Below are 13,867 nucleotides of genomic sequence, written 5' to 3' on the forward strand. Positions count from 1 at the left end.
TTATTGTATGAAGTGCAGTAATTATTTATGGGATTTTGCCCAATTTAAGAAACGTGTCTGAGTTTCTTTATCAGCTTGTTGGAACCAATATTGGAGCTGTTGCTCTGCAACGTTTTCACCTTGAACAACCACTTTACCTTTATTCGCTTTTGCATTACTTGCTGGAGTAGCGACCATTGGGCTAGCAGCTGTGGTTGCAGCAAATGCAGCAACAGATGCGATTGCACCAGACGCATTATATTCAGCAAGATCATTCACCACATTAGCACTTGGGAATAAACCTTCTTGTTTTAACACATCCACTTTTGCTGAAAGCGTATTGCCTGATTTTGTTTTCACGCTAATACTTGGCATCTCATTGAATTTATCACCTTCAGAACGACCACGAATAGCTGGCGCCGAAATAACAAGATCCTCTGCATTGCCTTGGAATGTCACGATTACTGGGTTAGATTCAAAAAGGGTTTGGCTAGATCCAGAACCAATAATTTCACTTAAACGAACAACAACCTGATGGTTTTGGGTGTCATTCACAGCAAAGGTTTTAGCATCCTTCGCAAGAGATTTAGATGCCTTTTGACCATCAATGGCTAAAAGCTCAAGGTTAGATGAAGTAGAAACCATGCCAGCAAAAGTCGCTGTGCTAGCACATAATGTTGCAAGACCTAATACAACAGCACGTAATTTCATAATTACTCCTTTTTATAAATGAAAATGAAATCGTTCCTTATGCTATGCTAAATCAGCAGAAATGAAAATAAAAAAAGTGAGAATTAGTTTAAAAAATCTTTGTTGTAATAGCACAAATAATCACAATATTTTATCATGTTAATGCCTAGACTAGTCACGACTAGTACCAAGCACAATGTAATCTATAAAATATCAATAGGAGTAACAATGTTAAACGATATTTTAACTGGCTATGGAATTTTCATTCTGGAAATTCTAACAATTTTATTACTCATTCTTGCTATTGTTGGTTTGGTGATTTCTTATCGTCAACATAACAAATCTAAAATAGGGGAATTAGAAATTAAAGATTTATCTGAAGAATTTGATCATCAAGTTCGTGTGTTGCGTGATTTTAATCTTTCAGAAGAAGAACTAAAACAGCAAGCTAAAGCAGAGAAAAAAGCTGAAAAACAAAAGGCTAAAAAACGTAAAGAAAAATTAAAAAAAGGTGAAACCTTAGATGACGAAAAGAAAAGCTGTGTGTATGTCTTAGATTTTCATGGTGATATTTCAGCGTCAGAAACGACCGCACTTCGAGAAGAAATTTCAGCAATCTTAAATGTAGCAACACCAGAAGACGAAGTATTATTACGTTTAGAAAGCCCCGGCGGTATTGTTCATGATTATGGGTTTGCAGCCTCTCAGTTGTCTCGTTTGAAACAAAAAGGCATAAAATTAACCATCGCTGTAGATAAGGTTGCAGCAAGTGGCGGTTATATGATGGCTTGTGTAGCAGATAAAATTGTATCTGCGCCTTTTGCTGTTATTGGTTCTATCGGCGTCGTAGCACAAATTCCAAACGTTCATCGTTTATTGAAAAAATATGATGTTGATGTAGATGTGATGACTGCGGGTGAGTTTAAACGCACAGTAACTGTATTAGGTGAGAATACCGAAAAAGGTAAACAAAAATTTCAACAAGAGTTGGAAGAAACACATCAATTATTTAAACAATTCGTCTCACAAAATCGCCCTTGTGTAGATATTGATAAAATTGCTACTGGGGAACATTGGTTTGGTCAACAAGCAATTGACTTGAAATTAGTCGATGAAATTTCAACCAGTGATGATTTGATTTTGGAGAAAATGAAGGAAAAAGATGTATTAAGTGTGAAGTATCGCTTGAAAAAATCCTTAATAAAAAAATTAGGTCGTCAAGCTGAAGAAAGTGCGGTAAATATTGTTCATCGTTATGCTACAAAGCGAGCAAATGATTTTATACATTAAAAATAGATATCTTTACATTCCTTTACAAAAAAGAGGGCTAATTTACTGATTTTATTATTTACAAGGCGATTTTTTGCCATTAGTATATGCACCCGAAACTTTAACAGTTTTGTTATATTTTATTCATAAAGTTTAGTTATGCCCTTTATAGGGTTTCTAACAAATAAAAGGTAAAGCCAATGAAATTATCTCGTATTTTATTATCAACTGTTGCTATCGCAACTGCTGCTGCTTGTGGCAACTTAAGCAAAGTTACTGACGCAGGTACTCCAGAGTATAAAGATGTAAATGGTCAACAAGTACCTCAATTAGTATGGCCTAAAATTGACTCAGCAAAATTCAACCATGATGGTAGCCAATTCGGTACTTGGCCAAATTGGGATAATGTTCGTATGATTGAAAATGGTATGAACAAAGATCAGATTCGTCAATTAATCGGTGATCCACACTTCACTGAAGGCCTATATGGTGTATCTGAATGGGATTACGTGTTCAACTATCGTGAAGATGGTGCACATAAAGTTTGCCAATACAAAGTATTATTTGATAAAAACCATAATGCACAAAGCTTCTTCTGGTATCCAAATGGCTGTAACGGTAATTCAGCATTCAATTTAAGTGGTGACTTCTTATTTGACTTCAACAAAGACACTTTAACTGCACAAGGTAAACAAGTTGTTGATAGCGTAGCATCTCAATTAAAATCTACTGGTGCTAAAGATGTTAAAGTTGCGGGTTACACAGACCGTTTAGGTTCTGATGCTTATAACTTAAATCTTTCACAACGTCGTGCTGATCGTGTTAAAGCACGTTTAATTGAAGATGGTGTGAATACTCAAATTACCGCTGTTGGCTACGGTAAAAACCCTCAAGTGAAAGCTTGTGATGGTATTCCACATGGTCAAGCATTAAAAGATTGTTTACGCCCTAATCGTCGCGTTGAGATCACTGCTTCTGGTTCTGTATTAAAATTACAAGAAGGTGGTCAAGTTAACGGTGGTACTCAAGGTCCAGCAAAACTATATCAAAAATAATTGATATTGAACTTCAAACAGTACTCTACTCACATAAGTTGAGTATTGTTAATCCAAATATTGTGCAGCTAATCATTTAAATGATTAGCTGCACTTTTTTATTCATATTTAACAAAATATGAAAATTTAAATTTTCTCTTTCTCCTACCCCAAATTTTCTATTGTTATCGCGCCTATAAATGAGGATAATAGCCGACTTATACACAAGGCAGAAAGTAATGACACACTATATTTTATTAATTATCGGCACTGCGCTGATTAACAACTTTGTATTGGTGAAATTCTTAGGACTTTGTCCTTTTATGGGCGTATCCAAAAAAATTGAAACCGCAGTGGGAATGGGGTTAGCAACAATGTTTGTATTAACAGTCGCTTCCCTTTGCGCATATTTAGTTGATCATTATATTCTTTTTCCCTTGAATGCTACTTTTTTACGCACATTAGTATTTATTTTGGTTATTGCCGTAGTTGTACAATTTACCGAAATGGTGATAAATAAAACTAGCCCAACGCTATATCGCTTACTTGGAATTTTCTTGCCTTTGATAACCACAAACTGTGCAGTTCTCGGTGTTGCATTATTAAATGTAAATCTTGCTCATAATTTAACGGAATCTGTCGTTTATGGTTTTGGTGCATCTCTTGGGTTTGCACTTGTATTAGTGCTTTTTGCTGCGCTTCGTGAACGTCTTGTCGCGGCTGATGTACCTTTAACTTTCAAAGGTTCATCTATCGCCCTTATCACAGCTGGTTTGATGTCTCTTGCTTTTATGGGATTCACAGGACTAGTGAAGTAATAAAATGATCTATCTTTTAATGGCTATTACCATTTTGATTTTATTTATTGGGTTCTCTCAGTATTTTTCAGGAAAAAGAAAGAAATAATGACCCTTCTATTCATCATAATCACTTTACTCGCTTTAATTTTCGGTGCGATTTTAGGCTTTGCTTCACTTAAACTCAAAGTTGAGGTCGATCCCATTGTGGAAAAAATTGACTCTATTTTGCCACAAAGCCAATGTGGACAATGTGGTTATCCAGGCTGCAAACCTTATGCTGAAGCTATTTGCAATGGAGAAGAAATCACAAAATGTATTCCAGGTGGTCAACCTACCATTGTAAAAATTGCAGAGATTTTAGGTGTTGATGTGCCAGCAATGGATGGTGTAGAAGAACCTATCGAGAAAGTCGCTTTTATTGATGAAAATATGTGTATTGGCTGCACAAAATGCATTCAAGCCTGTCCTGTTGATGCCATTATTGGTACAAATAAATTCATGCATACGATCATTCCAGATCTCTGTACGGGTTGTGAACTTTGCGTAGCACCCTGCCCAACAGATTGTATATCAATGATTCCCGTGAAAAAAAATATCGATAATTGGGATTGGAAGTTTGATGCAAAATTAGTCATTCCAGTAATGAATGTAAATGGTACTGAGAAAAAATTGGTTGTGGGGGAATAAATGGCGGACGTATTATCTCGTTTCAATTCCGGTAAATTATGGGATTTCAAAGGTGGCATTCATCCGCCTGAAATGAAATCACAATCTAATTCACAGCCATTACGTCATCACCCTTTAGTCACGGATTTTTATATTCCTCTTAAACAGCACGCAGGAACAATAGGTAACCTTTTAGTAAAGGAAGGCGATTACGTATTAAAAGGTCAGCCCTTAACACAAGGTGATGGCTTACGTATGCTACCCGTTCATGCGCCAACTTCAGGCTCAATTAAATCGATTAAACCTTATGTTGCCGCACATCCGTCTGGTCTTGATGAACCTGCAATTCATTTGCAAGCAGATGGCTTGGATCAATGGCTAGAGCGTAATCCTATTGATGACTTTTTAACACTCTCGCCAGAACAACTCATTAACAAAATCTATCAAGCTGGTATAGCTGGCTTGGGCGGTGCAGTATTTCCGACTGCCGCTAAAATTCAATCAGCAGAGAAAAAAGTTAAACTCTTAATTATCAATGGTGCAGAATGTGAGCCTTATATCACTTGTGATGATCGTCTTATGCGTGAACGCGCCGATGAAATCATAGAAGGCATTCGTATTTTGCGTTATATCCTACGACCTGAAAACGTAGTCATCGCCATTGAAGATAACAAACCTGAAGCAATAGAGGTAATTCGTAAAGCGCTACAAGGAGCAAATGACATTAGCGTTCGAGTGATTCCAACAAAATATCCTTCGGGTGCCGCAAAACAGCTTATTTATTTGCTTACAGGAATGGAAGTGCCAAGTGGTGCGCGTTCTTCTAGTATTGGCGTACTGATGCATAATGTTGGTACAGCCTTTGCAATTAAAAGAGCGGTTATAAATGACGAACCTTTAATTGAACGTGTCGTCACCCTTACAGGTGATAAAATTCCTGAAAAAGGTAATTATTGGGTCCGACTTGGTACACCAATTTCTCAAGTATTGACGCTCGCTGGCTATCAGTTTGATGAACGTTATCCTGTATTTGCGGGGGGGCCAATGATGGGATTGGAACTTTCCAATCTCAATGCACCAGTGACAAAAATTGTCAACTGCTTGCTTGCACCAGACTATTTTGAATATGCAGAACCAGAGCCTGAACAAGCTTGTATTCGCTGTTCTAGCTGTTCTGATGCCTGCCCAGTCAACTTGATGCCACAGCAACTCTACTGGTTTGCGCGTAGTGAAGATCACAAAAAATCGGAAGAATACTCCCTCAAAGATTGTATCGAGTGCGGGATTTGTGCCTACGTATGCCCAAGCCATATTCCGCTGATTCAGTATTTCCGCCAAGAAAAAGCAAAAATTTGTCAAATAAAAGAAAAACAGAAAAAATCAGATGAAGCCAAAATTCGCTTTGAAGCGAAACAAGCGCGAATGGAACGTGAAGAACAAGAGCGTAAAGCACGTTCACAACGTGCAGCAGAAGCACGTCGAGAAGAATTAGCGCAAACCAAAGGTGAAGATCCTGTTAAAGCGGCGCTAGAACGCTTGAAAGCGAAAAAATCCAATGAAACAGAATCAGTACAAGTTAAAACGATTACCTCAGAAAAAGGGGAAGTTTTACCTGATAACGCTGATTTAATGGCACAACGTAAAGCCCGTCGTCTGGCTCGTCAGCAAGTAGAATCTCAAGTTGAAAACCAAGAACAACAAACTCAACCAACCGATGAGAAAAAAGCAGCGGTTGCAGCCGCACTTGCTCGAGCAAAAGCGAAAAAACTTGCACAAGCAAATGAAACCGCTGAATCAGTCTCAAATACTCAAACCGTAGAAAGTGCGGTAGAAAAAACAGACGAAAATTCAGCCGCACTTGATCCTAAAAAAGCAGCGGTAGCTGCAGCGATTGCCCGTGCAAAAGCGAAAAAACTTGCGCAAGCGGGAACAATAGAATCAGTTCCAAGCACTCAAGCCATAGAAAATGCAGTAGAAAAAACGGAAGAAAATTCAACCGCACTTGATCCGAAAAAAGCGGCGGTAGCTGCAGCGATTGCTCGTGCAAAAGCAAAAAAACTTGCACAAGAGAATGGAACCACAGAATCAGTTCCAAGTACTCAAGCCGTAGAAAATGCGGTAGAAAAAATACAAGAAAATTCAACCGCACTTGATCCGAAAAAAGCGGCGGTAGCTGCAGCGATTGCCCGTGCAAAAGCAAAAAAACTTGCACAAGCAAATGGAACCTCTGAACCAGTCTCAAATACTCAAACCGTAGAAAGTGCGGTAGAAAAAACAGACGAAAATTCAACTGCACTTGATCCGAAAAAAGCGGCTGTAGCCGCTGCGATTGCTCGAGCAAAAGCAAAGAAATTGGCAAAAACACAAGCAACATTAGAAAATAATCAGGAATAAAATAATGTTTAAAATGGTTAGCTCTCCTCATACTCATTCGGGGAAACTCACAGCTCGTATTATGCTTTGGGTAATCTTGGCAATGATGCCAGCTTTTTTCACGCAAATTTATTATTTTGGATTTGGCGTGGTGATTCAATCTGTATTAGCCATTGGTACAGCAATTATTGCGGAATTTATTGCAATAAAATTACGCGGCAAAAAGCCGTTAAATTATCTTTCAGATTTCAGCGTATCCCTGACTGCTTTAATTTTGGCGATGGCTATTCCACCTTATGCGCCTTATTGGATCATCATCATTGGAACACTTTGTGCAGTTTTATTAGGTAAACAGGTTTATGGTGGCTTAGGACAAAACCCATTCAATCCTGCGATGATTGGCTATGTAATTCTTTTAATTTCATTCCCGTTACAAATGACAACTTGGATGCCACCAATTAATTTATTACAGGAACCACCGACTTTTTCAGATGCGTTCTCATTAATATTTTCAGGTTTAACCACTGATGGATTCACGCTTTCACAACTTACGCATAACATTGATGGCATCACTCAAGCCACACCTTTGGATAGCGCAAAAATTTTCTATAAAAGTCACACTCAATTAAATGATTTTTATGAATTAATTAAACTGCCGATTTTTATGGGTAATGGAACCGACTTTGCTCAAGGCTGGTGGCAAGTGAACGTGGCTTTCTTAGCGGGCGGAATTTTCCTTATTTTAAAACGTGTCATTCACTGGCAAATTCCAGTGGCGATGCTTGTCACCTTTTTCTGTTTAGCCACAGCGACCGCTTTTACTGGCTTCACGCATTTAAGTGCGATTAGCCAACTGGTTAGTGGCGCAATGATGTTTGGCGCATTTTTTATTGCGACAGATCCTGTCACAGCCTCCATTACACCACGAGGAAAAATTATTTTTGGCGCATTAGTGGGGTTATTTGTCTATCTCATTCGCTATCACGGAAACTTTCCAGATGGTGTAGCATTCGCAATTTTATTAAGTAATATTTGCGTTCCACTTATCGATCATTACACGCGTCCTCGAGTATCTGGTTATCCAACAAAAGGGAAAAAATAATGGGCACAGTAAAAATCACATCGCGTTACGGAATATTGTTAGGCTTTGTCGCCCTACTCTGCACAGCAATTTCTGCGGGTATTTTTTTCCTAACAAAAGATAAAATTGACGCGGTGATGGCGGCACAACAACGAGAATTACTTTTACAGGTCATTCCACAAGATTATTTCAATAATAATTTGCTAGAAAGTGCGGTTATTCCTCAAGATAAAAATTTGGAGGGCATTCAGAAAATTTATTTTGCGAAAAAAGATGGAAATGTTTCTGCCTATGCCTATGAAACCACTGCACCTGATGGCTATTCTGGCGATATTCGTTTGCTTGTGGGATTAGATCCGAAAGGTGAAATATTAGGTGTACGAGTAATCGAACACCATGAGACTCCTGGCTTAGGCGATAAAATTGAACTCCGTATTTCCAACTGGATTCTAAATTTCACTCATCAATCGATTAATGAGCATAATTTAAGCGAATGGGCGGTAAAAAAAGATGGCGGGAAATTTGATCAATTTTCTGGTGCAACCATTACACCTCGCGCAGTGGTGAATCAAACTAAACGCTCAGCATTAATCATGCTAAATAACCAAGCCTTGTTACAACAACTTTCAACACAAGTGAAATAATATGACAGATTTAACTGAAAAAAATACCGCACTTGAAGAAGAAAAAATAGAAAGTGCGGTTGAAAATCAACAAAAGTCCATGTGGAAAGAAATCTTTACTCAAGGAATTTGGAAAAATAATCCAGCGGTTGTTCAACTTCTCGGGCTTTGTCCGCTTTTAGCGGTGTCTAGCACCGCCACCAATGCACTGGGTTTAGGTTTAGCGACAATGCTTGTGCTCACTTGCACAAATACGGTTATTTCGCTTTTCCGTAAATATATTCCGAATGAAATCCGCATTCCAATCTACGTGATGATTATTGCGACAACAGTAACTGTCGTTCAACTTTTAATGAATGCTTATACCTATACGCTTTATCAATCACTTGGGATTTTTATTCCACTCATCGTTACCAACTGTATTGTGATTGGTCGAGCAGAAGCGTTCGCCTCAAAAAACAGCTTACTCCATTCAGTTTGGGACGGTTTCTCAATGGGATTAGGGATGGCACTTAGCTTGACAGTACTTGGTGCATTGCGTGAAATCATTGGACAAGGTACGGTTTTTGATGGCATCGAAAATCTATTTGGCGAACAAGCTAAATTTTTAACGCTCCATATTTACCATACAGACAGTAGCTTTTTACTTTTCATTCTGCCACCAGGCGCATTTATAGGATTAGGCTTGCTCCTTGCAATAAAAAATCGAATTGATAAATAAGATGAATAAATTAAAAAGAATCGAAATATTAACCCGATTAAGAGATCAAAATCCCCACCCGACCACAGAATTACAGTATAATTCGCCTTTCGAATTATTAATTGCGGTAATTCTATCGGCACAAGCAACCGATAAAGGCGTGAATAAAGTGACAGAAAAACTATTCCCTGTTGCAAACACGCCACAAGCGATTTTAGATTTAGGATTAGATGGTTTAAAAGGCTATATTAAAACTATCGGGCTTTTTAATAGTAAAGCAGAAAATATTATCAAAACCTGCCGTGATTTAATTGAAAAGCACAACGGTGAAGTGCCCGAAAATCGCGAAGCCTTAGAGGCATTAGCAGGAGTGGGTAGAAAAACAGCCAATGTTGTACTAAATACGGCATTTGGTCATCCAACCATTGCGGTGGATACCCATATTTTCCGTGTATGCAATCGAACTAATTTTGCACCTGGTAAAGACGTGGTAAAAGTGGAAGAAAAACTGCTTAAAGTCGTACCTGATGAATTTAAAGTGGATGTTCACCATTGGTTAATTTTACACGGGCGCTACACTTGTATCGCACGTAAACCTCGTTGTGGCTCATGCATTATTGAAGATCTGTGTGAATATAAAGAAAAAATTGAGTTTTAATTTTTGCGATAAAACACTCTAATTATTTACCGCACTTTTTATTAAAAATAGGAAAACAAATGACAACAAATAATAAACAGCGACAAACTTGGTCGAGCCGACTCACTTATGTAATGACTGTCGCAGGCGCAACTGTCGGTTTCGGCGCTACTTGGCGCTTCCCTTACCTTGTGGGCGAAAATGGTGGCGGAGCCTACGTTCTACTTTTCTGTATCGCAATGATCGTAATAGGTATTCCGATGATTCTGGTTGAAAACGTGATCGGCCGCCGCTTACGTGTAAACTCCATTGATGCCTTTGGTGATAAAATTCTGGATAAAGGAAAAGATATTTCCAAATATTGGAAAATCCTTGGCTACATGGGATTACTCGGTTCATTCGGTATCATGGCGTATTATATGGTACTTGGTGGCTGGGTTATTTCTTATATCATTAGCCTAATCAGCGGTACCTTAGATATCTCAGCCCCCATTACTAAAGATGTTGCCAAAGATTTCTACGAGCTGCATATTGGCAATAGCCCTTATGAAATTATGCTATACACCTTCTTATTTGTTGTGGTGAATTACATTATTCTAGCTAAAGGGATCATTGGCGGGATTGAGCATTCTGTAAAATATTTGATGCCATTGCTATTCATCTTCCTCATTGGAATGGTTATTCGCAACGTCACATTACCTGGTGCAATGGAAGGAATTACATTTTATTTAAAACCAGATTTCAGCAAAATTACACCACAATTATTTATCTTCGTTTTAGGTCAAGTATTCTTCGCATTAAGTCTTGGTTTTGGCGTATTAATTACGCTTTCCAGTTACTTAAATAAAGAAGAAGACTTAATACAAACTGCAGTTATTACAGGTTTCACCAACACAATTATTGCTGTACTTGCTGGCTTTATGATCTTCCCATCACTTTTCACCTTTGGGATTGAACCAAATGCAGGCCCAACTTTAGTATTCCAAAGTTTACCTATCGTATTCTCTCACTTATGGGCGGGTAAATTCTTTGCAATTATTTTCTTCGGCTTATTATTAATTGCTGCGCTAACTACTTCTATCACAATTTATGAAGTGATCATTACCGCATTACAGGAAAAGCTCAGAATGCGCCGTGGCAAAGCGATTGTCTTAACCCTTGGTGGGATTTTTATATTAGGTAATATTCCAGCAATTTTAGGGGATAATGTATGGAAAGATGTCACCATTTTCGGCAAAAGCATTTTTGATTTCTATGATTATGTCAGTGGAAATATTCTCTTTATGCTGACCGCACTTGGTTGTGCTATTTTCGTTGGTTTCGTGTTAAAAGATGAAGCGAAAAAAGAACTTTCTCCAACACCTGACTCAACATTCACTAAAATCTGGTTTAACTATGTGAAATTCGTTGTGCCAGTGATTATTTTAGTCATCTTTATCAGCAACCTATTCTAAAAAAGAAAAACCGAGTCTTTACTCGGTTTTCTTTTTTTTAAAGAAAATGTCTATAAAAATATTTGTGCCTTTAAGCCAATTCGCTGCCCTTCTTTTATAACATTTTCTAACCGCACTTTGAATCCGTGTAATTCCGCAATTCGCATGACAATAGAAAGCCCTAAACCGCTGCCTTTTTCATTTTGCCCAGCTGGACGATAAAAACGCTGACCAAGTTTTTTCAAATCTTCAGGTTCAACACCACCACCATTATCTTCAATAATAATCTGAGAAGATGCGATTTTCACTGAAACAATTGTGTCTTCTGGGCAATATTTAATGGCATTATCGAGTAAATTTCTAAGCATCAATGAAACTAAAATTGGTTGCCCTTGCTTCTGCTTGGGTTCAGATTCTTTCTCAAAAGCCAAGGTAATTTTACGCTTTTCAGCCACAAAATAACGCTCAGCAATCAGCGACTGAATGATGCCATCCCAATCAATAGGCTGTAACTCTTCCAATTCTTGTAAATTATCCAGTTTTGAAAGGGTCAAAAGTTGCTCAATTAACTGCGATGCACGATCAATCCCTTGTGTTAAATGCAAAAGTGCTTGTTCTCGTAATTCCCTATCATCACCCGCCAGTTGAGCTACTTCAGTTTGAATACGCAGTGCCGCCAATGGACTACGCAATTCATGGGCGGCATCAGAGGTAAAACGACGTTCGCGTTGTAGCATAGCCGAAGTGCGGTCAAAAAATTGATTTAAATTTTTTACTAAGGGTAAAATCTCAGCAGGTAAGCCCTCTGTATTCAGCAATGACACATCACCAGATTTTCTCGTTTGAACCTCTTGGCTTAAACGTTTAATCGGTAGAAGTTCTTTATGAATCAACCATCCTAAAACGATGATCAAAATAGGCAAACTCGCAAACCAAATCCACATTTGCCCAAAGATCATTTTCTCAATTAAATCTTCGCGGTAATCAAGCTCTTGCCCAACGGCAATAATCAAATTTCCATTCGCTACAGGCTGCCAGAAAATACGCCATTCATCGTCATCATTCAGCATATAGCCTTTTGCAAATCCAATTTCATTATCAAATACAAAATTATCGCCATTACGTCCATCTGTTAATAAACGTTTTCCATCTTTAGAAAAAATAGCAAAAGCCAATGCGTCATCATCATAGTTTTTCTTGAAAGAATGTGACTGGATTTTATTAATATCTTCCACATGCTCTAACAGAATATGGCTAAGATCTGAATTGGCAAGACGTTCAGCAAAAAGAATTTGCTGGGCATCGAAAACATCATTCACTTCACTACGCACCTGCCACCAAGCGACAGCCGTAGAAACTACCCACACAAAAAGTGCGGTGAAAGAAAGAACAGAAATAAGACGAAAACTTAAACGTTTGTTTTTCATTTATTGGGTTACTCCCAACGCATATCCTACGCCGTGCACTGTTCGAATAAATTGCTTACCTAATTTCTGACGGAGATTATAAATATGCACATCTAATGCCCCACTGCTGATTTCCTCATCCCAGCTTGATAATTTTTCTTCAATCGATGAGCGAGACAATACACGATCTTTATTCAGCATAAATAATTCAAGTAATTTATATTCACGGCTTGTTAAAGAAATAGGTTGATTATTTAGCAAAACAGAACGCTGATTTGGATCGAGTTTAACGCCGCCGTGCTCAATCACCGAATGATGATGACCATAACGACGACGAATAAGTGCCTGCAAGCGAGCCACAACTTCAGCTAAAGCAAAAGGCTTACAAAGATAATCATCTGCACCACTTTGTAAACCTTTGACTCGTTCATCTAAGGTATCACGGGCAGTCAAAATCAATACGGGTACATCTTGATTCTTAGAACGCCATTGTTGCAATACATCTAATCCATCAAGTTTCGGCAAAGTTAAATCTAACACTACGGCATCGTAAGGCGCTAAAACTAAAGCATCCATTCCAGTTTTACCATCCGTAAACCAATCTACGGCAAAACCAAGTTTAGTTAAACCAATCTGTAAACCATTGCCGATTAGATTATCGTCTTCTATCAATAAAATTCTCATAAAAAAATTGACCGCTCTTTATAAACAAAAACAGCGAGCTAATGCTCGCCATTTTCAAAGAATGATTATTTTACTTTTTCGATACGTAATACTTCAAGATCTGCTTTCTCGAATGCTTCATTATCCAGTTTACCGTAAATCTTCACTTTATCGCTTGGATCTACATTTAAACCATTCCAAACGTGACGTTCAATTTCCACTTTGATTTGACCCGTACCATCGCTAAACCAGAATTCATCGTCATCAATTTGTTGTGTGATATTACCCACTAAAGTGATCATTGAATTATCTGCTGCAGATAAAGCTTGTTTTACGCTAATTGCTGAAGGGGTTGCTTGCTGAAAACCGCCTTGAGTATTTCCGCCATTAAAACCTGCAAATGCAGAAGTTGTTGCTAATGCGAAGATTGTTGCTAATGCAAATTTTTTCATAATGTTTCCTTTATTAAGTAAGTTAATTTCAAGCACCATTGCTTGGATGTGTGTATTAAAA

The 13,867-nt window shown here is 38.1% G+C and carries 14 protein-coding genes; 10 read left to right on the plus strand and 4 right to left on the minus strand.

Translation table 11 applies throughout. From position 1 onward, the window contains the following. Window positions 1-21: 21 nt before the first annotated feature. The gene (locus A8M50_RS05375; protein WP_005645348.1) at window positions 22-690 is read right to left on the minus strand and encodes a curli polymerization inhibitor CsgI-related protein; all 669 of its coding nucleotides are present in this window, start codon (window positions 688-690) and stop codon (window positions 22-24) included. A 207-nt stretch (window positions 691-897) separates the two neighbouring features. Between A8M50_RS05375 and sohB the strand changes: the two genes are divergently transcribed. From sohB to A8M50_RS05425, 10 genes are all read left to right on the plus strand, one after another. Beyond that, on the plus strand, window positions 898-1,959 hold the full coding sequence (gene sohB / locus A8M50_RS05380) for a protease SohB (protein ID WP_005645354.1): 1,062 nt from the start codon (window positions 898-900) through the stop codon (window positions 1,957-1,959). A gap of 179 nt (window positions 1,960-2,138) precedes the next feature. Then, window positions 2,139-2,993 carry an OmpA family protein gene (locus A8M50_RS05385; protein WP_005645437.1) on the plus strand — a complete coding sequence of 285 codons (855 nt, stop codon included), beginning with the start codon at window positions 2,139-2,141 and terminating at the stop codon, window positions 2,991-2,993. A 218-nt stretch (window positions 2,994-3,211) separates the two neighbouring features. Continuing rightward, entirely contained in the window at window positions 3,212-3,790 is a 579-nt protein-coding gene (gene rsxA / locus A8M50_RS05390; protein ID WP_005645422.1) for an electron transport complex subunit RsxA, read from the plus strand. An 87-nt stretch (window positions 3,791-3,877) separates the two neighbouring features. After that, the gene (gene rsxB / locus A8M50_RS05395) at window positions 3,878-4,459 is read left to right on the plus strand and encodes an electron transport complex subunit RsxB (protein ID WP_005645334.1); all 582 of its coding nucleotides are present in this window, start codon (window positions 3,878-3,880) and stop codon (window positions 4,457-4,459) included. Continuing rightward, complete coding sequence (gene rsxC / locus A8M50_RS05400; protein ID WP_005645315.1) at window positions 4,460-6,832, plus strand: electron transport complex subunit RsxC; 2,373 nt, start codon at window positions 4,460-4,462, stop codon at window positions 6,830-6,832. It begins immediately after the preceding gene. A 4-nt stretch (window positions 6,833-6,836) separates the two neighbouring features. Next, window positions 6,837-7,913 carry an electron transport complex subunit RsxD gene (gene rsxD / locus A8M50_RS05405; RefSeq protein ID WP_005645341.1) on the plus strand — a complete coding sequence of 359 codons (1,077 nt, stop codon included), beginning with the start codon at window positions 6,837-6,839 and terminating at the stop codon, window positions 7,911-7,913. Then, window positions 7,913-8,536: an electron transport complex subunit RsxG gene (gene rsxG, locus A8M50_RS05410; protein ID WP_005645362.1), complete on the plus strand. Its 624-nt coding sequence runs from the start codon at window positions 7,913-7,915 to the stop codon at window positions 8,534-8,536. Before rsxD ends, rsxG begins: the two co-directional genes overlap by 1 nt. Before the next feature lies 1 nt (window position 8,537). Next, the gene (locus A8M50_RS05415; protein WP_005635976.1) at window positions 8,538-9,236 is read left to right on the plus strand and encodes an electron transport complex subunit E; all 699 of its coding nucleotides are present in this window, start codon (window positions 8,538-8,540) and stop codon (window positions 9,234-9,236) included. 1 nt (window position 9,237) lies between these two features. Beyond that, a complete protein-coding gene (gene nth, locus A8M50_RS05420; RefSeq protein WP_005645462.1) occupies window positions 9,238-9,873 on the plus strand; it encodes an endonuclease III in 636 nt (211 codons plus the stop codon). A gap of 59 nt (window positions 9,874-9,932) precedes the next feature. Further along, window positions 9,933-11,306: a sodium-dependent transporter gene (locus A8M50_RS05425; protein WP_005645346.1), complete on the plus strand. Its 1,374-nt coding sequence runs from the start codon at window positions 9,933-9,935 to the stop codon at window positions 11,304-11,306. 50 nt (window positions 11,307-11,356) lie between these two features. Here A8M50_RS05425 and qseC read toward each other — a convergent pair whose 3' ends face one another. From qseC to A8M50_RS05440, 3 genes are all read right to left on the minus strand, one after another. Beyond that, window positions 11,357-12,712: a quorum sensing histidine kinase QseC gene (qseC, locus tag A8M50_RS05430; RefSeq protein WP_005645444.1), complete on the minus strand. Its 1,356-nt coding sequence runs from the start codon at window positions 12,710-12,712 to the stop codon at window positions 11,357-11,359. Then, window positions 12,713-13,375 carry a response regulator gene (locus A8M50_RS05435; RefSeq protein ID WP_005645425.1) on the minus strand — a complete coding sequence of 221 codons (663 nt, stop codon included), beginning with the start codon at window positions 13,373-13,375 and terminating at the stop codon, window positions 12,713-12,715. A 65-nt stretch (window positions 13,376-13,440) separates the two neighbouring features. Then, window positions 13,441-13,806, minus strand: coding sequence for a YgiW/YdeI family stress tolerance OB fold protein (locus A8M50_RS05440; protein WP_005645310.1), 366 nt, complete (start codon window positions 13,804-13,806; stop codon window positions 13,441-13,443). Window positions 13,807-13,867: the final 61 nt, after the last annotated feature.

It is taken from the genome of Haemophilus haemolyticus (genome assembly GCF_001679045.1).
GTDB lineage: Bacteria > Pseudomonadota > Gammaproteobacteria > Enterobacterales > Pasteurellaceae > Haemophilus > Haemophilus haemolyticus.

What these genes read in the sequence shown, in the direction of transcription:
- A8M50_RS05375 (WP_005645348.1), bottom strand. Translation starts at nt 690, where the DNA reads ATGAAATTACGTGCTGTTGTATTAGGTCTTGCAACATTATGTGCTAGC.
- sohB (WP_005645354.1), top strand. Translation starts at nt 898, where the DNA reads ATGTTAAACGATATTTTAACTGGCTATGGAATTTTCATTCTGGAAATT.
- A8M50_RS05385 (WP_005645437.1), top strand. Translation starts at nt 2,139, where the DNA reads ATGAAATTATCTCGTATTTTATTATCAACTGTTGCTATCGCAACTGCT.
- rsxA (WP_005645422.1), top strand. Translation starts at nt 3,212, where the DNA reads ATGACACACTATATTTTATTAATTATCGGCACTGCGCTGATTAACAAC.
- rsxB (WP_005645334.1), top strand. Translation starts at nt 3,878, where the DNA reads ATGACCCTTCTATTCATCATAATCACTTTACTCGCTTTAATTTTCGGT.
- rsxC (WP_005645315.1), top strand. Translation starts at nt 4,460, where the DNA reads ATGGCGGACGTATTATCTCGTTTCAATTCCGGTAAATTATGGGATTTC.
- rsxD (WP_005645341.1), top strand. Translation starts at nt 6,837, where the DNA reads ATGTTTAAAATGGTTAGCTCTCCTCATACTCATTCGGGGAAACTCACA.
- rsxG (WP_005645362.1), top strand. Translation starts at nt 7,913, where the DNA reads ATGGGCACAGTAAAAATCACATCGCGTTACGGAATATTGTTAGGCTTT.
- A8M50_RS05415 (WP_005635976.1), top strand. Translation starts at nt 8,538, where the DNA reads ATGACAGATTTAACTGAAAAAAATACCGCACTTGAAGAAGAAAAAATA.
- nth (WP_005645462.1), top strand. Translation starts at nt 9,238, where the DNA reads ATGAATAAATTAAAAAGAATCGAAATATTAACCCGATTAAGAGATCAA.
- A8M50_RS05425 (WP_005645346.1), top strand. Translation starts at nt 9,933, where the DNA reads ATGACAACAAATAATAAACAGCGACAAACTTGGTCGAGCCGACTCACT.
- qseC (WP_005645444.1), bottom strand. Translation starts at nt 12,712, where the DNA reads ATGAAAAACAAACGTTTAAGTTTTCGTCTTATTTCTGTTCTTTCTTTC.
- A8M50_RS05435 (WP_005645425.1), bottom strand. Translation starts at nt 13,375, where the DNA reads ATGAGAATTTTATTGATAGAAGACGATAATCTAATCGGCAATGGTTTA.
- A8M50_RS05440 (WP_005645310.1), bottom strand. Translation starts at nt 13,806, where the DNA reads ATGAAAAAATTTGCATTAGCAACAATCTTCGCATTAGCAACAACTTCT.